The 17,368-nt window shown below is 37.5% G+C and carries 28 protein-coding genes; 23 read left to right on the top strand and 5 right to left on the bottom strand.

Translation table 11 applies throughout. From position 1 onward, the window contains the following. Positions 1 to 18 precede the first annotated feature (18 nt). The 4 genes from CCAL9328_RS08405 (at position 19) to CCAL9328_RS08390 (ending at position 2,744) form a co-directional block, all read left to right on the top strand. On the top strand, positions 19 to 1,041 hold the full coding sequence (locus CCAL9328_RS08405; RefSeq protein ID WP_170000433.1) for a ribonucleotide-diphosphate reductase subunit beta: 1,023 nt from the start codon (positions 19 to 21) through the stop codon (positions 1,039 to 1,041). Further along, positions 1,031 to 1,804 (top strand): carbon-nitrogen hydrolase family protein, encoded by a 774-nt coding sequence (locus tag CCAL9328_RS08400; RefSeq protein ID WP_170000446.1) that lies wholly within the window; start codon positions 1,031 to 1,033, stop codon positions 1,802 to 1,804. Before CCAL9328_RS08405 ends, CCAL9328_RS08400 begins: the two co-directional genes overlap by 11 nt. A gap of 17 nt (positions 1,805 to 1,821) precedes the next feature. Beyond that, positions 1,822 to 2,454 carry a protein-L-isoaspartate(D-aspartate) O-methyltransferase gene (locus CCAL9328_RS08395; RefSeq protein WP_169938292.1) on the top strand — a complete coding sequence of 211 codons (633 nt, stop codon included), beginning with the start codon at positions 1,822 to 1,824 and terminating at the stop codon, positions 2,452 to 2,454. Positions 2,455 to 2,525: 71 nt separating this feature from the next. After that, positions 2,526 to 2,744: a hypothetical protein gene (locus CCAL9328_RS08390; protein ID WP_169938290.1), complete on the top strand. Its 219-nt coding sequence runs from the start codon at positions 2,526 to 2,528 to the stop codon at positions 2,742 to 2,744. 24 nt (positions 2,745 to 2,768) lie between these two features. Here the strand turns inward: CCAL9328_RS08390 and CCAL9328_RS08385 are convergent, their stop codons facing one another. The 5 genes from CCAL9328_RS08385 to CCAL9328_RS08365 form a co-directional block, all read right to left on the bottom strand. Further along, positions 2,769 to 3,683, bottom strand: a complete 915-nt coding sequence (locus tag CCAL9328_RS08385) for a bile acid:sodium symporter family protein (RefSeq protein ID WP_169938288.1) — start codon at positions 3,681 to 3,683, stop codon at positions 2,769 to 2,771. Further along, positions 3,683 to 6,454, bottom strand: coding sequence for an EAL domain-containing protein (locus CCAL9328_RS08380; RefSeq protein ID WP_170000432.1), 2,772 nt, complete (start codon positions 6,452 to 6,454; stop codon positions 3,683 to 3,685). The genes CCAL9328_RS08385 and CCAL9328_RS08380 overlap by 1 nt, the downstream gene beginning before the upstream one ends. An 86-nt stretch (positions 6,455 to 6,540) precedes the next feature. Then, on the bottom strand, positions 6,541 to 7,107 hold the full coding sequence (gene rnhB, locus CCAL9328_RS08375) for a ribonuclease HII (RefSeq protein ID WP_169938284.1): 567 nt from the start codon (positions 7,105 to 7,107) through the stop codon (positions 6,541 to 6,543). Then, a complete protein-coding gene (locus tag CCAL9328_RS08370; RefSeq protein ID WP_169938281.1) occupies positions 7,100 to 7,921 on the bottom strand; it encodes a hypothetical protein in 822 nt (273 codons plus the stop codon). The genes rnhB and CCAL9328_RS08370 overlap by 8 nt, the downstream gene beginning before the upstream one ends. 9 nt (positions 7,922 to 7,930) lie before the next feature. Next, positions 7,931 to 9,022 (bottom strand): ATP-binding protein, encoded by a 1,092-nt coding sequence (locus CCAL9328_RS08365; protein WP_169938280.1) that lies wholly within the window; start codon positions 9,020 to 9,022, stop codon positions 7,931 to 7,933. Between the two features lie 277 nt (positions 9,023 to 9,299). Between CCAL9328_RS08365 and rpsJ the strand changes: the two genes are divergently transcribed. The 19 genes from rpsJ to rpsE all read left to right on the top strand — a co-directional run bounded on the left by rpsJ (position 9,300) and on the right by rpsE (position 17,354). Continuing rightward, positions 9,300 to 9,608: a 30S ribosomal protein S10 gene (gene rpsJ, locus CCAL9328_RS08360; RefSeq protein WP_169938278.1), complete on the top strand. Its 309-nt coding sequence runs from the start codon at positions 9,300 to 9,302 to the stop codon at positions 9,606 to 9,608. Positions 9,609 to 9,628: 20 nt separating this feature from the next. Beyond that, a complete protein-coding gene (rplC, locus tag CCAL9328_RS08355; protein WP_169938277.1) occupies positions 9,629 to 10,207 on the top strand; it encodes a 50S ribosomal protein L3 in 579 nt (192 codons plus the stop codon). Continuing rightward, complete coding sequence (gene rplD, locus CCAL9328_RS08350) at positions 10,204 to 10,818, top strand: 50S ribosomal protein L4 (RefSeq protein WP_169938275.1); 615 nt, start codon at positions 10,204 to 10,206, stop codon at positions 10,816 to 10,818. The genes rplC and rplD overlap by 4 nt, the downstream gene beginning before the upstream one ends. 1 nt (position 10,819) lies before the next feature. Beyond that, positions 10,820 to 11,101, top strand: coding sequence for a 50S ribosomal protein L23 (locus tag CCAL9328_RS08345; protein WP_169972375.1), 282 nt, complete (start codon positions 10,820 to 10,822; stop codon positions 11,099 to 11,101). A gap of 1 nt (position 11,102) precedes the next feature. Beyond that, complete coding sequence (rplB, locus tag CCAL9328_RS08340; RefSeq protein ID WP_170000431.1) at positions 11,103 to 11,936, top strand: 50S ribosomal protein L2; 834 nt, start codon at positions 11,103 to 11,105, stop codon at positions 11,934 to 11,936. 2 nt (positions 11,937 to 11,938) lie between these two features. After that, positions 11,939 to 12,220, top strand: coding sequence for a 30S ribosomal protein S19 (gene rpsS, locus CCAL9328_RS08335; RefSeq protein WP_169938268.1), 282 nt, complete (start codon positions 11,939 to 11,941; stop codon positions 12,218 to 12,220). Positions 12,221 to 12,230: 10 nt separating this feature from the next. Further along, on the top strand, positions 12,231 to 12,563 hold the full coding sequence (rplV, locus tag CCAL9328_RS08330) for a 50S ribosomal protein L22 (protein WP_169938266.1): 333 nt from the start codon (positions 12,231 to 12,233) through the stop codon (positions 12,561 to 12,563). 1 nt (position 12,564) lies between these two features. Further along, complete coding sequence (rpsC, locus tag CCAL9328_RS08325; protein ID WP_169938264.1) at positions 12,565 to 13,266, top strand: 30S ribosomal protein S3; 702 nt, start codon at positions 12,565 to 12,567, stop codon at positions 13,264 to 13,266. Between the two features lie 2 nt (positions 13,267 to 13,268). After that, positions 13,269 to 13,694, top strand: a complete 426-nt coding sequence (gene rplP, locus CCAL9328_RS08320; RefSeq protein ID WP_169938262.1) for a 50S ribosomal protein L16 — start codon at positions 13,269 to 13,271, stop codon at positions 13,692 to 13,694. Next, positions 13,681 to 13,866, top strand: a complete 186-nt coding sequence (gene rpmC, locus CCAL9328_RS08315) for a 50S ribosomal protein L29 (protein WP_169938260.1) — start codon at positions 13,681 to 13,683, stop codon at positions 13,864 to 13,866. Before rplP ends, rpmC begins: the two co-directional genes overlap by 14 nt. Before the next feature lie 10 nt (positions 13,867 to 13,876). After that, positions 13,877 to 14,128 (top strand): 30S ribosomal protein S17, encoded by a 252-nt coding sequence (rpsQ, locus tag CCAL9328_RS08310; RefSeq protein ID WP_169938258.1) that lies wholly within the window; start codon positions 13,877 to 13,879, stop codon positions 14,126 to 14,128. Then, positions 14,128 to 14,496 carry a 50S ribosomal protein L14 gene (gene rplN, locus CCAL9328_RS08305; RefSeq protein WP_169938256.1) on the top strand — a complete coding sequence of 123 codons (369 nt, stop codon included), beginning with the start codon at positions 14,128 to 14,130 and terminating at the stop codon, positions 14,494 to 14,496. Before rpsQ ends, rplN begins: the two co-directional genes overlap by 1 nt. Continuing rightward, complete coding sequence (gene rplX, locus CCAL9328_RS08300) at positions 14,496 to 14,732, top strand: 50S ribosomal protein L24 (protein ID WP_169938254.1); 237 nt, start codon at positions 14,496 to 14,498, stop codon at positions 14,730 to 14,732. The genes rplN and rplX overlap by 1 nt, the downstream gene beginning before the upstream one ends. A gap of 4 nt (positions 14,733 to 14,736) precedes the next feature. Next, positions 14,737 to 15,282 (top strand): 50S ribosomal protein L5, encoded by a 546-nt coding sequence (gene rplE, locus CCAL9328_RS08295; protein WP_169972374.1) that lies wholly within the window; start codon positions 14,737 to 14,739, stop codon positions 15,280 to 15,282. 1 nt (position 15,283) lies between these two features. Beyond that, entirely contained in the window at positions 15,284 to 15,469 is a 186-nt protein-coding gene (locus CCAL9328_RS08290) for a type Z 30S ribosomal protein S14 (protein WP_034970020.1), read from the top strand. A gap of 9 nt (positions 15,470 to 15,478) precedes the next feature. Beyond that, the gene (gene rpsH, locus CCAL9328_RS08285; RefSeq protein ID WP_169972373.1) at positions 15,479 to 15,874 is read left to right on the top strand and encodes a 30S ribosomal protein S8; all 396 of its coding nucleotides are present in this window, start codon (positions 15,479 to 15,481) and stop codon (positions 15,872 to 15,874) included. A 117-nt stretch (positions 15,875 to 15,991) separates the two neighbouring features. Beyond that, a complete protein-coding gene (gene rplF, locus CCAL9328_RS08280; RefSeq protein WP_169972372.1) occupies positions 15,992 to 16,528 on the top strand; it encodes a 50S ribosomal protein L6 in 537 nt (178 codons plus the stop codon). A gap of 10 nt (positions 16,529 to 16,538) precedes the next feature. Continuing rightward, complete coding sequence (rplR, locus tag CCAL9328_RS08275) at positions 16,539 to 16,895, top strand: 50S ribosomal protein L18 (protein WP_169938247.1); 357 nt, start codon at positions 16,539 to 16,541, stop codon at positions 16,893 to 16,895. 15 nt (positions 16,896 to 16,910) lie between these two features. Then, on the top strand, positions 16,911 to 17,354 hold the full coding sequence (gene rpsE / locus CCAL9328_RS08270; protein ID WP_169938245.1) for a 30S ribosomal protein S5: 444 nt from the start codon (positions 16,911 to 16,913) through the stop codon (positions 17,352 to 17,354). Positions 17,355 to 17,368 lie beyond the last annotated feature (14 nt).

Raw genomic sequence — 17,368 nt, 5'->3', positions numbered from 1 at the left:
AAAAACTAAAGGTAAAACATGAATAGAAAACGAATTTATAATCCAAGTTCAAATGAAACCTTGACAGATCGTCGCGTATTTAACGGCAATCCGCACGGGATCTTAAATTTCACCAAGGCAAAGTATCAATGGGCGTTAAAGCTTTGGGACTTAATGGAGGCAAACACCTGGTTTCCAAAAGAAGTAGATACTACTGATGACGTGCGCGACTACGCCTACAACCTAACTCAGGCAGAAAAGCGCATGTATGACCTTGTTTGGAGCCAACTAATCTCCATGGATAGTTTCCAAACAAATAACCTTGCCGACAATATAAACCCATACATCACTGCTCCTGAGATTAACGCATGTCTAGCTCGCCAAGCATACGAAGAGGCAAACCACTCTAAGTCTTATGCTGTTATGGTTGAGGCGATATGTGATAATACCGACCTTATCTATGAGATGGAAAAGCACGACGAGGTTTTAAGAGAGAAAAATGACTATATCTCAAGCGTTTATGAGGAGTTAGCTGGCGAGGTAACGGATGAAAAGCTATTGCTTGCAATGGTGGCAAACCAAATTTTAGAGGGAATTTATTTTTACAGCGGATTTACGGCGATATATGCGCTTGCACGTGCCGGTAAAATGCTAGGCTCAGCCCAAATGATACGCTTTATCCAAAGAGATGAGATAACTCACTTACTACTTTTTCAAAACATGATAAACAGTGTTCGCACCGAGCGCCCAGACCTCTTTACGGCTGAAGTTGAAGCAAAAATTTATGACATGTTTGAAAAAGCCGGAAATTTAGAGATAAAATGGGGTAGATATATCACTCAAAATCAAATCATGGGTCTTACCGACGATATCATCGAAGAATACATCCATTATCTTGTAGATCAACGCTTGATTGCTATTGGTTTAAAGCGCAAATACAATGCCAAACATCCGATAAAATGGGTTGATGACTTTGCTAAATTTAACGATCAAAAGTCAAATTTCTTTGAAAGCAAGGTCACAAACTACTCAAAGGGCAGCTTAAGTTTTGATGACTTCTGATCAAAATTTAACGGAGTTAAATTTATATCCGGTAACGCTTAGTGCATCAAATGTTCAATTACGAAAGCTTGAGTTGATGGATAAAATCTCACAAGCCCCCAGAAATTCGCTAATGCTTGCAAGCGAGCTTTGTGTTAGCGGATATGATTTTGACGGATTTTTTGCAGGAGCAAATAGCGCCATGCTACCACAGATGTTAGGTAGCTTTGACTCTATCTTGATGGAGGAGTTGCAAGACGCTTTAAGCGAAGATAAATTTTTAGCCTTTACCCATCTAAAGAGCATACAAAAGACTGATACCACTAAAGAGCATGAAAAAGTATCTGCAAGGATATTTAATGAATTTGTTATCCTAAATGATACGCAAGTTTTTCACGCTCAATCCAAAACAAAACTCTTTCGTCCAAATTTGGAGCATGAAAAATTTAGTGTTGCCGATGAGAGCGAGGTAAAAATTTTTGAATTTAAAGGTATTAAGGTCGGAGTTTTGATCTGCTTTGAGCTTAGATTTATAGATCTTTGGCAAAGGCTTAAGAGTGCTGAGATCATCTTAGTCCCGGCTATGTGGGGCAAAGAGAGGAAAGAAGCTTTTGTGTTACTTTGCAAGGCATTAGCTATGGTAAATATTTGCTATGTTGTAGTTGCAAGTTCGCTTGATCTTGAGTTTAGTGGTGTTTTTTTACCGGATGGAGAATTCAAAAAAAGCATAAAATTTGACAGAAATTTAATCACCCAACTAAAACAAAATTTAGAAATTATGTAAAAGTTAGGAAGAGAAAATTGAACGCATTAGAAGAGATAAAATGTAAAAATTTAGCCGATGATATAGCTGATGAGATAATGCTTACACCAAAGCTTTATAGGGCTATTTGTAACACCCCAAGGGAGATATTTTCTCCTGTTGGCGCACATGCGTATTCACTTAATGCCCAACCTATCGCAGGTAATCAATGGATAAGCTCACCGCTAACCGTGGCAAAGATGACAAGCGCACTTGAGTGTGAAAATATCGATAATGTGCTTGAGATAGGCTGTGGAAGCGGTTATCAAGCTGCTATACTTTCAAACCTTGCTCACCGCGTCTTTAGTGTAGAGCGTATCGAAAAACTAGCCATGCAGGCAAAAAAACGTTTTGAAACGCTAAAGATCAGAAATGTTCATGTAAGATATGACGACGGTAATAACGGCTGGAAAAGCTATGCTCCATATGATAGAATTCTTCTTTCTGCAGCAACCGACGAAGTGCCTCAAACCCTCTTTAACCAGCTTAAAAGCGGTGGAATTTTAGTGGCTCCTATAAAAAAAGCCGATAAACAATACATAGTCCAGTATAAAAAGGACTCTGATGCAAATATAAGTGAGCATATCTTTGACGAGTGTCTTTTTGTGCCTTTGCTAACAGGCAGAGAGTAGCTTGATTTAAATTTATCCATACATTAACCAAAAAGGCGTATACTTTTAAAATATCTTTACAAGGAGTTAAAATGGCAAAAGACGCAGAGTTGGTAAATTTTTCAGAGGATTATGAGTTAAACAACATACTTGCTAAAAATGGCAAATCACAAAGCGAGGCAAATCGTAAAATTTTATGCGAGCTTGGTAAAGAATGTAAGGCTTTACTTGGGGACAAAAGAGTTCTCACGCAAGATGAATTCGGCTCGTTTTTGGCAGGACACCTAGCCAAACTAGAAGACAAAAAGTAAAACTACAAAAGGGTAGCTTTAATGCTACTCTTTTGTGCTAGGGCTAGTTTTGCTAGCCCAAAAGCTAGCCAGTAGAGCGCCCGAGATATTATGCCATATGCTAAATATAGCTCCTGGCAATGCGCTAAGCCCTGAAAAGTATTTTATGGCAAGGGCTACGCTAAGCCCTGAGTTTTGCATACCTACTTCAATAGCGATCGTTCTTGCTATCTTTTCGCTAAAACCACAAATTTTTGCTCCAAAGTAGCCAAACAAAAGCCCAGAGCAGTTATGTATCATGACCGCTAAAACTACTAAAAGTCCTACTTTTTGGATATTTGCATTATTTGCCGCAACAATTATCGCGATGATGAGTATGATCGCGCCCATTGAAATAGTAGGCATTACTTTTTGAATTTTTTGTATAAATTTGTGGGCAAATGTGTTTAAACAAATTCCTATCGTTAGTGGAACAAGTGTTATTTTAATAAGATCTATTAACATATCTATGGCAGGAACAGGAACTTTTTGCCCGATATAAAGCCAGGTTAAAAACGGCATCAAAACGATAGAGAGCAGAGTAGAGCAAAGTGTCATGCTTACGGATAGGGCTAGGTCTCCTTTTGCGATATAGGTTATAACATTTGAGGCTGTGCCTCCTGCGCTAGTGCCAACTAGCATCATCCCAACCATAAGCTCGTTTTCTAGTCCAAACATCATGGAGACGCCAAGTGCGACAATAGGCATTACGACAAACTGAAGGGTTATACCGATGCCTAGGGCAGACTTTTTATAAAATATATCTCTAAAGTCATTAAACGTGAGTGTCATACCCATGCCAAGCATGATAATAACTAAAAGAGTGATAATGTGACCTTTGTAGCCTACAAAAATTTCAGGCATAAAACAGGCAAGTGCTGATGAAATAATAGCTAGTATGGGGAAAATTAACGTTTTCATTATGCTCCAAGTGGTTTTGGCATGTCAAAGTAAAAACCTTGAGAGGCATCTACACCGATAGAATTTACCATTTTGCTTACATCGCTTGAGTGCACGTATTTGGCAACCGTTTGTATACCAAGTGTTTTAGCAAGCTCTATCATTAGCTTGACGATTTTTCTTGCGTGCTCGTCGTGGTCGATATTTTTTATGATAGAACCATCGATCTTGATAAAGTCTGTTTTGATCTTTAGAAGATATTCGAAATTTGTATATCCTGTACCGAAGTTATCTATCGCGACTTTACAACCAAATTTGCGAACCTCGTCGATAAATAAATTTATCTTATCAAAGTCGTTTATCTCTTTATTTTTTGTAAGCTCTATAGTTAAACGCTCACCTATGCCGGGATGTTTTCTAAATTGATCTTTGATCTGCGATAGGCATTCACCATCCATCACGTCATCTATCGTTAGGTTGATACCGAAATTTTCGTTATTTTTTGCAAAATACGCAAATGCCTTTTCGATGACGATCTTTGTTACCTCTTTGTATAAATTTGACTTTTTGGCAGCGGCAAGGAAGTCTATCGGAAGAACAACGTTATTTGTGTCGTCTACCATCCTAACAAGACATTCGTATTTTGATACGGTATTTGTGCTATTATCGATCACTGCTTGTTTATATAGCACTATTTTGTCTTCTTCTATGGCTTTTTGTATGGCTCTAGTTAGGACGACATTGTGCGCTAGCTCGTCCTTTTTATCCTCAAATACTACTATCTGTTGGTTCATATCTTTAGCTTGTTCTTTTGCGATAGCTGATGTCATGATCTGCATATCCGAAGATATACCAAAGGCTAGATCGATATAAAATTTATTGTTTTCTACGATGACGGAATTTGTCTTAAAATACTCTATGGCTTTTTCGCAGAATTTGTAAAAGTCATCGTTTTCCCAGTGCTTTTTATCTCCTACTATGGCGAAGTTGTCACTTTCTAGTTTATAAAGCTCTAAATTTTGATCTTTTGTTAGGTTTCTAACTATATTTGCGACCTCACTTAAAACCATATCTCCTATGTCAAGACCGTAGTATTCGTTTATCTGTCTAAATTTTAATATATCAAAATTTGCTACAAACAACTGACCTTGCTGCTTTGATAGTTTGTTAATAAGCATTTGCCTTGTAGGCAGTTTTGTTAGCGGGTCTTGTAGCTCAGTTCGCATAAGTTCTTGATGCTCCATGAACGTCGTAAGATCTTGGCAGATGCATAAAAAGTTAAGCTTGCTTTTTGCGTCTGTAGTTTCTATCGGCACTACATTTGCTTTGATATGGCATATCTCGCCGTTTTTCTTTTGTGCTTTTAGGACGCCTTCCCACTCACTCTTTCTTAAGACGGCTTCGTTTACCTCTTTTATCTTGCTGTTGTTTCTCTCTTTTATAAAGATACTTCTAATCGGTTTGCCGATGAGTTCATTTTTTGCGTAACCGATCAAGTCACAAAATGCGCTGTTTGCAAATGTTATGAGGTTTTTCTCGTTAAATTTAAAGACGATATTTGATGTCTCGAGTGAATTTTTGTATTTATTTAAGGCAAGTTGTATTTGGTTTTTCGTATCAAGCAACTCATCTTTTTCATCTAAAATTTTATTGATATTGCTTGCTATGTCTTTTAGTTCTTGAAATTTTATCTTGTCCGTTTCAAGGCGTTTTAAGTCGGTTTGGTTGTTAAAAAAGTCTGCAAAAGTGGTAAATGACGTTACTACCCTCTTTTTTGCGCTAACTGCTAGCATATAAAGCACGGCAACAACGACCAAAAGATAAAAGGTAAACAGTATAAGTTTTGAGCCAAAGTCGCTATAAAAGATATTTTTTTGTTTATCTAAGTAGTTATGCATATCGTCCAGGTATATCCCTGTGCCGATCGACCAGTCTAGTAAATTTATATCTTTGATGAAAGATATTTTTTCAGTTATTGTTTTGTCCTGCTTTAGCCATTCGTAGGTTATAAATGCCTCGTTACCGCCTCTTGTAGCGCTGCCTATTTTGTATAGGGTCTGTCTGCGTTTTTCGTCAAATAAGCTAAAGCTACTATCTTGTATCTCTTCTGAGTCGCCGCTAACTATTTTGTTGTTTTTCCTATCGATGATGAAGATATAGCTATCTCCGTTTGATAACGAACGGATGTAGTCTCTTGTTTTATTTGTGAAATTTTCATTAAATTCATCCAAATTTTTCGCATATCCTATGACGACGCCTGCCGGCTCATAGACGATAGCGTGGCTTATGAAGTTACGTCCTTTTTTTGTGGTTGTGGTTATATCGATATGGTTATAGACGATATTTGAAACGACCGTGCTGACGTTTTTTGTCGAATGAAATTCGCTTTGTATGAAAGGCGTTGCACTAAGGTCATATACAAAATACCCTTCGTCTTCGCTGGTCACATCCTCTCTCATTTTTTTTATAAATTCGTCTCTGCTTGATGAAATTTTATGAAATTCTCTAGCTGCATTTAGCGCGTTTAGGGTTTTATGTTTGATCGCGTCTATAAAATTTTTATACTGCCTGTCGTAGTCGCTTTGTATTTTACTTGTTGTTTCATATACCTCTTTGCGGATTGATTCTTTCTCTTGTAGTATAAAAAATTCTTTTAAATTTGATATATTATTTTGATAATTTGAATAAATATGAGCCAGGTTAAAACATTCAAGCATCGCCATAATGACAAATGCGGTGATGATTATCGAGGAAAAGGCAAATTTCCCCATTGAAGATACATTTCTTAACAAGGTGTTCCTTAAATTTTAATCTGATATGCTAGCATAACTTTATGATTAAAGAGCTTAATTAAATAGGCACCTTATAAAATTTTGTTTCAATAAAGGCTGGTATCTTCAAATAGCGAATTTTCGACCTTTTTAAGTGTAAAACTTTTTCGCAAAAGTTCGTTTTCTCCTAAATTTTGTATCGCATTAATGTGCGCTTTTGTTCCATATCCTTTATGTAGAGCGTATCCGTATGAGGGGTAAATTTTATCCCAAGCTCTCATTAGTCTATCCCTGCTAACTTTTGCCAAGATACTTGCTGCACTTACTTCTGGGATTTTACCGTCGGCTTTTATCATCGTTTTTATGCCGGTGCCGTAGTTTGCGTTGCCGTCGTATAAAATTTCATACTCGCTAAAATGTAGTTTAAATAAATTTAAAGCACGGCGCAAACACTCACTAAGACCCAAAGTGTCGATCTGTTTGTTTGAAAAGTAGGTGATTAAGAAATTTGAATTTGCCACGATTTGCTCAAATAACTCTTCACGTTTTTTCTCGGTTAGTTGTTTTGAATCATTTAGTCCTTTTATCTCGCATTTTAGCACGCAAGCGGCAACCGCCATACATCCTGCAAGCGCTCCCCGTCCCGCTTCGTCAATCCCGCAAATTTTATTCATCTAAAAGTCCGAAATTTTCTTTAAGATAGGGTTTTATCTCTTCTATGGATATAGTTTTTTCTTCATCACAAAATGAGATTCCAAGTGGAGAAATCATGAAATTTTCACTTGTTAAATTCTGATCATTACTTTTAAAAACATCCTTTAGCTTTAGCTTTTTTTGATCTTTTATCTTCACGGTAGAGCAAAATTTACTATCGTTTTTTAGCGTGACCGAGCTTCTGATTTTGTCGTTTTGATACTCTAAATTTACAGAAGATATTGCGTTTTTGTTTTGTGATCTTAGTTCGTCGAGCCTTGATGAGAGTGTGTTTTTGTATTTTTGTTTAAATTTAGAACCAAAATAATCACTTGATAAAACCTCCGTTCTTGTTTTATTTGAATCTATGGTTTGTGACGCTAGCACCAAGGTTTCATATGTAAAAACTTTCTTTGCCGTAGCTTTCATCGCCTTGCCTTTTATGGCTAGCTTGCCTTCAAATTTATCACCTTGCTCTCTTTTTATGCTTAAATTTAGCCACTCTGAAAGTGCGTTTATTTGGAGTATTTTGCCGTTATCATATACTATCTCGCCTTTGCTAAATTCAAATTTAGAGCCCTTAAAAAATAGATGACCTTGCATTTTTGGAGGAATTTTTAGAGCATCTTTGGAGTTAAAATTCTCAAATTCGGCGCTAAGATTTGTTATGTAAAATTCAAACTTTTCTCCATTTGCATCACCTGTAAATTTGTAAATTTTACCCTCGTTTTCATGTCTTATTTCATAAGAAAATAGTGCGCAAACACACAACAAAACCATAAAAATCGCTCTCATAAATTCTCCTTATATACCCAAAGCCCAGCGTGAAAACGGCAAAATTTCGCATTTTATACCCTCTATGGTTATTTCACCGGCGTTTGCTACGCTGATAACTTGCAGTCTAGTTATATTCATGCGTTTTAGCGTCACATGAAGTTTTTTAAATTTTAAAAACACTATTTCGCTATCCGTAAATGGAACGCATATTATAGCGAGTTTCCTTCTAGTAAGGAAAAAATCAAACTCATTCGTATAAAAAATTTCATCTTTAAATTTTGAAAGCTCACAAAAGACAATATTTGAGAAATTTGCATTAAAGTCTTTTTTTAAATTTAGAGCATTTCTTACGGAAAAATCGTTAAAAAATAGCTTTTTTGCCGCATTTGGCTCGTTAAATTTGCTCAAAAATTTTATAAAGCCGTTATTTTCAAGCTCGATAAGTCCGGCATAAACGCTGTCTTTTGAGATCTTTATCCGTTCTTTTAAAATTTTATAAATTTCATGTGCGCTTATGGTTTCGGCACATTTTTTCGCACATTCTTTTATGATCTGTAAATTTGTTTGACTAAGCTCCGCTCTTAGTTTGTTTTGTGTGATTTGCGCTGTTTCGCTCGGCTCTACCATGGTGTTTGCCACAGATGTTCCATGAGCTAAAAAATGGCTAAAAAAAGCCTCTGGTGAAATGTTTTTTCTAAAAAACAGCATAAATTCTTCGTAGTCGAGATACTCAAGGTGAAGAACTCTAAAATTTGGTATGGTTAGAGTTTTGTTGTTTGTTGATATTATGATCTTTTCAAGTTCTGAAATTTGAGATAATTTTTGCATTTGATCTTGCGTTGTCGCATTGTCGATCGCAAGTATTTTTATGGATTGGTTTTCTTTTAAAAATTCTATCAAATTTGCAAGGATTGTATCGGCATTAATGCGTAAATCCTTTAAATTTATGTAAAGCTTTTCCTCTTGTTTATACTCATCTAGTGCGTCAAGTATAAGGCTTGTTTTGCCGCTTCCGGGATATCCTAAAATAAGTGTTTTCGCACTGGAGATAAACTCCTTTCTGGCGATGAATTTTATGCTTTTTAACGGCAAATGATAAAAAAAATCCAAATCTTTCAAATTTTATCCTTTTGCAAATTATATACTTTCCTTTTTAAAAGGAAATAAATTTACTAAATTTAACTCAAATTTACCCATTTACTTGCAAATTTAGATTTTTTTTAGTAAAATCGCGATCTCTTTACGAAAGACTTAGGTCTGCTTGTATGATTAAAGCCATTGAAATTTCAATGCTTCTTGAAAAGTTACGAGAGTAGCAAAGTAGAAAATCCTATGCAAGTTTTGATTATGTAAAGAGGTCGCGAGTTTGCGACAAGTTCTTTTTAAAGGAAAAAACATGGAAAGAATCAGGCTTAAGCTAAAAGCTTATGACCATAGAGTTCTAGACCGCACAGTTGCAGCAATTGTAGAAGCTGTCAAAAGAACCGGTGCCGATGTTCGTGGTCCGGTGCCAATGCCTACGAAGATCAAACGCTACACAGTTTTACGCTCTCCACACGTAAATAAAGACTCACGTGAGCAGTTTGAAATGAGAATACACGCTAGAATGCTTGACATTGTAGCAGCTACTCCAGAGACCGTAGATAGCCTAACCAAACTCGACCTTGCTCCAGAAGTAAATGTCGAAGTTCGTGCTATGAAGTAAGCGGATAAAAGGAAAAGAGTATGGAATATATCGTAGAAAAAATAGGCATGAGTAGAACGGTATCTGCTCAAAGCACACCGGTTACACTACTAAGACTTGTTGAAGCTAAGGTATGCGAAGTTGATGCTAATAAACGTGCTATCGTTGCTTATGCAGACACTAAAGCAGCTAATAAAGCCATAGCTGGTCAGCAAAAAAAATACAATCTAACTGCCGAATTTAACAAATTTGCAACTTTGACTGTAGCAAATACAGAGGCTGGAAATCTTGATGTTACACCTTTAACAGAAGCTAAAGTTTTAAAAGTTAGCTTTAACTCAAAAGGTAGAGGATATCAAGGCGTTGTTAAAAGACACGGATTCGCAGGCGGTCCTAAATCTCACGGCTCACGCTTCCATAGACGTCACGGTTCTATCGGTAACTGCGAATGGCCTGGACGTGTTCAACCTGGTATGAAAATGGCTGGACACATGGGAAATGAGAAAGTAACCGTTAAAAATGAATTAGTAAGTTTTGACGCAGACAACGGTATCGTTGTTGTAAAAGGTTGCGTTCCGGGACATAACGGTGCAATGGGTAGAATAAGGATTGTAAAATGAGTAAAGTTTTAGTATTAAACGAGAAATTTGAAAAGTCAGGCGAACTTGCGCTTCCTGCAGAATTTGCAGAAGTAAATCCGCACAATCTTTATCTTTATGTAAAATCTTACCTAGCTAGCATGAGAGCAAACACGGCTCACACTAAAAGTCGTGCATTTGTAAGCGGTGGCGGCAAGAAGCCATGGAGACAAAAAGGTCGTGGTGGTGCACGTGCCGGTTCAACTAGAACAAACGTATGGGTTGGCGGCGCAGTAGCTTTTGGTCCTACAAATAATAAAAACTATTTCCAAAAAGTAAACAAGAAGCAAAAAAGACTTGCTCTTGAATTTGCTCTAAATGAAAAAGCAGCAGCTAATAAGCTTTTTGCTGTTGATAGCATCGCTATCGAAAGCGGAAAAACTAAAGATGCTGCAAAAGTTATCAAAGCTCTAAACGTAAGAGATGTTTTAGTAGTTAAAGATCTACTTGACGATAAAACACTTTTAGCTTTTAGAAACCTAGCAAATTGCTATGTTGTTGATGCAAGTGAAGTAAATGCTTATTTGGTAGCAACATATAGTGCAGTTATTATCGAAAAAGCAGCACTACAAACTATAACAAAAGAGGGCTAAAATGGCAGATATAACTGATATCAAAACAATTATTTATACAGAAAAAACTCTTGGCCTTCAAGAACAAGGCGTTGTAGTTATCCAAACTTCACCAAAGGTTACTAAAAACGGCTTAAAAGAGGTTTTAAAAGAGTATTTCGGTGTAACGCCACTTCGCATAAATTCACTTAGAATGGATGGCAAAGTTAAGCGTTTTAGAGGTAGAGTTGGCGTAAGAGATGATTTCAAGAAATTTTATGTCAAATTACCGGAAGGCGTAAGCCTAGAAAATACGGAGGCATAAAATGGCTATAAAATCATATAAACCATATACTCCAAGCCGTAGATATATCACTGGACTAAGTTCAGAAGACATTACGGCTAAACCAAGTGTTAGAAGTCTTCTTATCAAACTTCCTGCAACTGGTGGTAGAAATAATAATGGTCGTATAACATCTCGCCATAAAGAGGCAGGTGCTAAGAAATTATATCGTATCATCGACTTCAAACGCCGCAAATTCGGTATCGAAGGTAAAGTTGAAGCGATCGAATACGATCCAAACAGAAACTGCCGTATTGCACTTATATCATACAAAGACGGCGAGAAGAGATATATCATCAGACCTAGCGGCTTAAACGTAGGCGATGTTGTAGCTTCGATCGACGAAGGATCACTTGATATAAAACCGGGTAACGCTATGAAATTACGCTTTATCCCTGTTGGTACTATCGTTCACAATATCGAGTTAAAACCTGGCAAAGGTGCTCAAATCGCTCGTTCAGCTGGTGGTTATGCACAACTTATGGGTAAAGAAGAAAAATACGTTATCCTAAGAATGCCAAGCGGTGAAATGAGACAAGTTCTTGCTGAGTGTATGGCTACTGTAGGTATTGTCGGCAACGAAGATTGGGCAAATGTTACTATAGGTAAAGCAGGACGTAATCGCCACCGCGGTATCCGCCCACAAACTCGTGGTTCTGCGATGAACCCGGTAGATCACCCACACGGTGGTGGTGAAGGTAAGAAAAACTCTGGTCGTCATCCGGTTACTCCATGGGGTAAACCGACTAAGGGTGCTAAAACTCGCCGCAAAAAAGCAAGCGATAAGCTTATAATTTCAAGAAGGAAAGGAAAATAGAGATGGCAAGATCACTCAAAAAAGGTCCTTTCGTAGATGAGCATGTAATGAAAAAAGTCGTTGCGGCTAAGTCTGCAAATGACAATAAACCAATCAAAACATGGTCAAGACGTAGCACGATCGTACCTGAAATGATTGGATTAACATTTAACGTTCATAACGGCAAAAGCTTTATCCCTGTGTATGTTACTGAAAACCACATTGGATATAAACTTGGTGAATTCGCTCCAACACGCACATTTAAGGGTCATAAAGGCTCTGTGCAAAAGAAAATCGGCAAGTAAGGGGTAGAGTATGAGTAAAGCTATTATAAAATTTGTAAGACTCTCTCCTACAAAAGCTAGACTAATTGCACGTGAAGTTCAAGGCATGAATGCCGAATTAGCCCTTGCAAGTTTGCAATTTATGCCAAATCGCGGTGCTAAATTTATAGCAAACGCTATCAGCTCAGCTGTTGCAAACGGCGGTTTTGAGCCTGAGGAGGTTGTAGTTAGCAGTTGTCGCGTGGATGCTGGTCCTGTGTTAAAGAGATTTAGACCAAGAGCAAGAGGAACTGCGAGTAGAATTCGCAAACCAACTTCTCATGTAATGGTAGAAGTATCTAAACCTGAAAAGAAGGAAGCATAATATGGGACAAAAAGTAAATCCGATAGGTCTTAGACTAGGTATAAACCGCAACTGGGAATCACGCTGGTTTCCTTCTAAAGATAGCCTTGCACAAAACATCGGCGAGGACTATAAAATTCGTGCATTTTTAAAGAAAAAACTTTATTATGCGGGAATAAGCCAAATTTTAATCGAAAGAACAGCTAAAAAACTACGTGTAACAGTAGTTGCAGCTCGCCCTGGTATTATCATCGGCAAAAAAGGTCAAGATGTTGAAGTTCTTAAAAACGATGTTGCAAAACTAATCGGCAAAGATGTGAACATTAACATTAAAGAGGAAAGAAAAGCTCAAGCTTCTGCTCAACTTGCAGCCGAAAACGTTGCTATGCAACTAGAAAAACGTGTTGCTTTCCGCCGCGCGATGAAAAAAGTTATCCAAGGTGCTCAAAAGTCAGGTGCAAAAGGTATTAAAATTTCAGTTGCAGGACGTCTTGGTGGTGCCGAGATGGCAAGAACTGAATGGTATCTTGAGGGACGTGTTCCACTCCATACACTTAGAGCGAAGATTGATTACGGTGTTGCAGAAGCACACACAACTTATGGTAACATAGGTATTAAAGTGTGGATATTTAAAGGTGAAGTTCTTCAAAAAGGCGTTCAAGCAGAGCGTAACGAAGAAGAAAAAGCTGATAGAAAACCACGCAGAGCAAGAAGAGGTAAATAATTATGTTGATGCCTAAAAGAACGAAATTTCGTAAGCAAATGAAAGGTCGCAATCGCGGCTATGCAACTCGCGGTGCATCTTTATCAACAGGCGAATTTGCTATTAAAGCAGTTGAAGCTGGACGTGTAAATTCACGCCAAATAGAAGCTGCTCGTCAAGCTCTAACTCGTCATGTTAAAAGACAGGCTAAAATTTGGATTAGAGTTTTCCCTGATAAACCGCTAACTAAAAAGCCTCTACAAACTCGTATGGGTAAAGGTAAGGCAGGTGTTGAAGAGTGGGTTATGAATATCAAACCTGGTCGTATCATCTATGAAATGGCAGGTGTTAGTGAAGAGCTTGCACGTGAAGCATTAACTCTAGCTATGCACAAGTTGCCGTTTAAGACAAAATTTGTAACGCGAGAGAGTGAAAATGAAATATACTGAGATTAAAGACAAAAGCGTTGCAGAACTAAACGCATTGTTAAAAGAGAAAAAGGTGCTTTTATTTACACTAAAACAAAAGTTAAAAACTATGCAGTTAAGCAACCCTAATGAGATTAGTGCTGTTAAAAAAGAGATAGCACAGATCAACACTGCAATTAGTGCTACAAAGTAAGGGGTGAAATATGGCATTAAAAAGAGAAATTCAAGGCGTAGTTTTACAAAAAGCCGGTGATAAAACAGCTACTATCTTGGTAGAAAGACGCGTTATGCACCCAAGATATCATAAATTTGTAAAACGTTTTAAGAAATATTTGGTTCATGATGAGAAAAATGAACTAAACGCAGGAGATACGGTTATCGCAGTTGAGTGCAGACCGCTTTCTGCACGTAAAAGCTTTCGCTTAAAAGCTGTTTTAGCAAAGGGAGTTGAGTAATGATTCAAAGTTTTACAAGACTAGCAGTTGCTGATAATAGCGGCGCAAAAGAATTAATGTGTATTAAGGTTTTAGGCGGCAGCAAAAGAAGATACGCAACACTTGGCGATATCATTATTTGTTCTGTTAAAAAGGCTCTTCCAAACGGTAAGATCAAAAAAGGTCAAGTTGTAAAAGCTGTAGTTGTTAGAACTAAAAAAGAAGTTCAAAGAGACAATGGTTCGTTGATTCGTTTTGACGAGAACGCAGCCGTTATCCTTGATAACAAAAGAGAGCCAGTAGGAACACGTATCTTTGGACCAGTTGGTCGTGAAGTTAGATATGCTAACTTTATGAAGATCGTTTCACTAGCACCGGAGGTTCTATAATGGCAAACGTTAAATTTAAGATCAAAAAAGGTGATACCGTAAAGATAATCACCGGAGATGACAAAGGTAAAACTGGTAAAGTTTTATCTGTTCTTGCAAAAAAAGGTCAAGTTATAGTTGAAGGCTGCAAAGTAGCTAAGAAGGCTATAAAACCAAGCGAGAAGACTCCAAACGGCGGTCATATTAACAAAGAAATGCCGATAGACATCTCAAATGTTGCGAAAGTTGAGGAGTAAGAGCATGAGTAGATTAAAAGATAAATTTAACGAGAGCATTAAACCTGCTTTAGTTAAAGAATTTGATATTAAAAACCCGATGCTTATTCCGGCACTTGAAAAGATTGTTATTAGCGTTGGAGCAAATGATTCTGCAAAGGATCAAAAAGTTCTTCAAAACATGGCAGACACTATTTCGCTAATCGCTGGTCAAAAAGCAATTATAACAAATGCTAAAAAATCAGTTGCAGGCTTTAAAGTGCGTGAAGGTTTCCCTGTCGGTATAAAAGTTACTTTAAGAAAAGAGCAAATGTATGCGTTCTTAGATAAACTTATAAGTGTTGCGCTTCCAAGAGTTAAAGACTTCCGTGGTTTACCAAGAAATGGCTTTGACGGACGCGGTAATTACAACTTTGGTTTAACTGAGCAGCTAATGTTCCCAGAGGTTGAGTATGATAAAATTTTACGTACTCACGGTATGAACATAACTATCGCTACAACGGCTAACAATGACAAAGAGGCATTCAAATTGCTAGAGCTATTTGGTTTGCCGTTTGCAAAAGGAAAGTAATATGGCTAAAAAATCAATGATAGCAAAAGCTGCACGCAAACCTAAATTTGCGGTTCGCGGCTATACAAGATGCCAAATTTGCGGACGTCCGCACTCTGTGTATCAAGACTTTGGAATTTGCCGTGTCTGCCTAAGAAAAATGGCTAACGAAGGACTAATCCCTGGTCTTAAAAAAGCAAGTTGGTAAGGAAAAGATATGTTAAATGACTTAATATCAGACGGACTAACCCGTATCAGAAATGCAAGCATGAGAAAGCTTGAGACAACAAAGCTTCTACATTCAAATGTTGTTGAGGCTACTCTTTCTATCCTTGCTGCAAAAGGCTACATAGAGAGCTTTAATGTTGTAGAAGAGAATAACAAAAAATTCATTAATGTTGTTCTTAAATACGACGAGCGCGGACAAAGCGTTATAAACGAACTAAAAAGAGTTTCAAAACCAGGTCGCCGTGTTTACCAAGGTAAAGACGACATCAAGCGTTTCAAAAACGGTTACGGAACGATTATCGTTAGCACAAGCAAAGGCGTTTTAAGCAACGAAGACGCACACAAAGCTGGTGTTGGCGGTGAAATTCTTTGTACAGTTTGGTAATTTTTAAGGCTTAATGCCTTAAAAATTTAGGTTAGTTTTTGCGAAAGCATTAAAATTTACGGCATTGTGGTGCTGATTCAAGATTGTAAAAGCACCCTAGACAAGTAAAGGAAATAAATGTCACGTATTGGAAAACAACCGATAGCTATACCTGCTGGTGTAGAAGTCAGTGTTGATAATAATGTCCTAAAATTTAAAAAGGGCAACTTAACAAAAGAGCTTGACACAAAAGGCAATGTTGATGTCAAAATCGAAAATGGTTCAATAGTTTTTGCTGCAAAAGGCGAAGATCGCCAAAGCAGAGCATTCTGGGGTACATATAGAGCTTTAGCTAACAATATAGTTATAGGTCTTACTGCAGGTTTTACTCGCCAATTAGAAATCAACGGTGTTGGTTATAAAGCGGCTGTTAAAGGTAAAATTTTAGAGTTAACTTTAGGCTTTTCACACCTAATTAACTATGAGCTTCCAGAAGGCATCGAGGCTACGGTTGAGAGAAACGTAATTACCCTAAAAGGTAGCGATAAACAAGTTATCGGTCAAGTTGCTGCTCAAGTTAGAGGATTTAGACCGCCAGAGCCATACAAAGGTAAAGGTGTTAAATACGTTGAAGAGCGCATAATCCGCAAAGCGGGCAAGACATCTAAGAAGTAAGGGATAGGTTATGACAGCAAAAGTATTAAAAAGAAAACTAGCTCTTAGATTAAAGAGAAAAAAAAGAGTTAGAGGTAAAATTTCAGGTGTTGCCAGCTGCCCTAGAGTATCTATTTTTAAATCAAATAGAACTATTTACGCTCAAGCTATCGACGATGTTACGGCTACAACATTAGCTGCTGCAGATGGACGCAAATTGGGTATAAAAGCAAATAAAGACGGTGCTGCTGTTTTAGCTAAAGAATTTGCGGCTTCTTTAAAAGCTAAAGGTATTGAAGTAGCGGTATTTGATAGAAATGGCTACCTGTACCACGGTGTAGTTGCTGCATTTGCCGATGCTCTACGCGAAAATGGCATCAAACTATAACCCAAAGGAAAATCGATGGAAAAGTATAATAGAGAAGAATTTGAAGAAGTAATGGTCGATATCGGCAGGGTTACAAAGGTTGTTAAAGGTGGTCGTAGATTTAGGTTTACAGCTCTTGTTGTAGTTGGAAACAGAAAAGGTCTTGTCGGCTTTGGTTACGGTAAGGCTAAGGAAGTTCCTGATGCGATGAGAAAAGCTGTTGACGATGCGTTTAAAAATATCATCGAAGTTAAAATTAAAGGTACAACTATACCTCACGATATCGAAGTTAAGTATAATGCAAGTCGTGTTTTACTTCGCCCAGCTAGCGAAGGTACAGGTGTTATCGCCGGTGGTAGTGCACGCCCTATTATAGAGCTTGCAGGTATTAAGGATATCCTTACAAAATCACTTGGTTCAAACAACTCGGCAAACGTCGTTCGTGCTACTATAAAAGCACTTAGTATGCTAAAAAGCTAAGAGAAAGGAAAGTA

The organism is Campylobacter sp. RM9328 (genome assembly GCF_012978615.1).
This window is presented reverse-complemented; position numbering and strand designations above follow the sequence as displayed.

What these genes read in the sequence shown, in the direction of transcription:
- CCAL9328_RS08405 (WP_170000433.1), top strand. Translation starts at nt 19, where the DNA reads ATGAATAGAAAACGAATTTATAATCCAAGTTCAAATGAAACCTTGACA.
- CCAL9328_RS08400 (WP_170000446.1), top strand. Translation starts at nt 1,031, where the DNA reads ATGACTTCTGATCAAAATTTAACGGAGTTAAATTTATATCCGGTAACG.
- CCAL9328_RS08390 (WP_169938290.1), top strand. Translation starts at nt 2,526, where the DNA reads ATGGCAAAAGACGCAGAGTTGGTAAATTTTTCAGAGGATTATGAGTTA.
- CCAL9328_RS08385 (WP_169938288.1), bottom strand. Translation starts at nt 3,683, where the DNA reads ATGAAAACGTTAATTTTCCCCATACTAGCTATTATTTCATCAGCACTT.
- rnhB (WP_169938284.1), bottom strand. Translation starts at nt 7,107, where the DNA reads ATGAATAAAATTTGCGGGATTGACGAAGCGGGACGGGGAGCGCTTGCA.
- CCAL9328_RS08370 (WP_169938281.1), bottom strand. Translation starts at nt 7,921, where the DNA reads ATGAGAGCGATTTTTATGGTTTTGTTGTGTGTTTGCGCACTATTTTCT.
- rpsJ (WP_169938278.1), top strand. Translation starts at nt 9,300, where the DNA reads ATGGAAAGAATCAGGCTTAAGCTAAAAGCTTATGACCATAGAGTTCTA.
- rplC (WP_169938277.1), top strand. Translation starts at nt 9,629, where the DNA reads ATGGAATATATCGTAGAAAAAATAGGCATGAGTAGAACGGTATCTGCT.
- rplD (WP_169938275.1), top strand. Translation starts at nt 10,204, where the DNA reads ATGAGTAAAGTTTTAGTATTAAACGAGAAATTTGAAAAGTCAGGCGAA.
- CCAL9328_RS08345 (WP_169972375.1), top strand. Translation starts at nt 10,820, where the DNA reads ATGGCAGATATAACTGATATCAAAACAATTATTTATACAGAAAAAACT.
- rplB (WP_170000431.1), top strand. Translation starts at nt 11,103, where the DNA reads ATGGCTATAAAATCATATAAACCATATACTCCAAGCCGTAGATATATC.
- rpsS (WP_169938268.1), top strand. Translation starts at nt 11,939, where the DNA reads ATGGCAAGATCACTCAAAAAAGGTCCTTTCGTAGATGAGCATGTAATG.
- rplV (WP_169938266.1), top strand. Translation starts at nt 12,231, where the DNA reads ATGAGTAAAGCTATTATAAAATTTGTAAGACTCTCTCCTACAAAAGCT.
- rpsC (WP_169938264.1), top strand. Translation starts at nt 12,565, where the DNA reads ATGGGACAAAAAGTAAATCCGATAGGTCTTAGACTAGGTATAAACCGC.
- rplP (WP_169938262.1), top strand. Translation starts at nt 13,269, where the DNA reads ATGTTGATGCCTAAAAGAACGAAATTTCGTAAGCAAATGAAAGGTCGC.
- rpmC (WP_169938260.1), top strand. Translation starts at nt 13,681, where the DNA reads ATGAAATATACTGAGATTAAAGACAAAAGCGTTGCAGAACTAAACGCA.
- rpsQ (WP_169938258.1), top strand. Translation starts at nt 13,877, where the DNA reads ATGGCATTAAAAAGAGAAATTCAAGGCGTAGTTTTACAAAAAGCCGGT.
- rplN (WP_169938256.1), top strand. Translation starts at nt 14,128, where the DNA reads ATGATTCAAAGTTTTACAAGACTAGCAGTTGCTGATAATAGCGGCGCA.
- rplX (WP_169938254.1), top strand. Translation starts at nt 14,496, where the DNA reads ATGGCAAACGTTAAATTTAAGATCAAAAAAGGTGATACCGTAAAGATA.
- rplE (WP_169972374.1), top strand. Translation starts at nt 14,737, where the DNA reads ATGAGTAGATTAAAAGATAAATTTAACGAGAGCATTAAACCTGCTTTA.
- CCAL9328_RS08290 (WP_034970020.1), top strand. Translation starts at nt 15,284, where the DNA reads ATGGCTAAAAAATCAATGATAGCAAAAGCTGCACGCAAACCTAAATTT.
- rpsH (WP_169972373.1), top strand. Translation starts at nt 15,479, where the DNA reads ATGTTAAATGACTTAATATCAGACGGACTAACCCGTATCAGAAATGCA.
- rplF (WP_169972372.1), top strand. Translation starts at nt 15,992, where the DNA reads ATGTCACGTATTGGAAAACAACCGATAGCTATACCTGCTGGTGTAGAA.
- rplR (WP_169938247.1), top strand. Translation starts at nt 16,539, where the DNA reads ATGACAGCAAAAGTATTAAAAAGAAAACTAGCTCTTAGATTAAAGAGA.
- rpsE (WP_169938245.1), top strand. Translation starts at nt 16,911, where the DNA reads ATGGAAAAGTATAATAGAGAAGAATTTGAAGAAGTAATGGTCGATATC.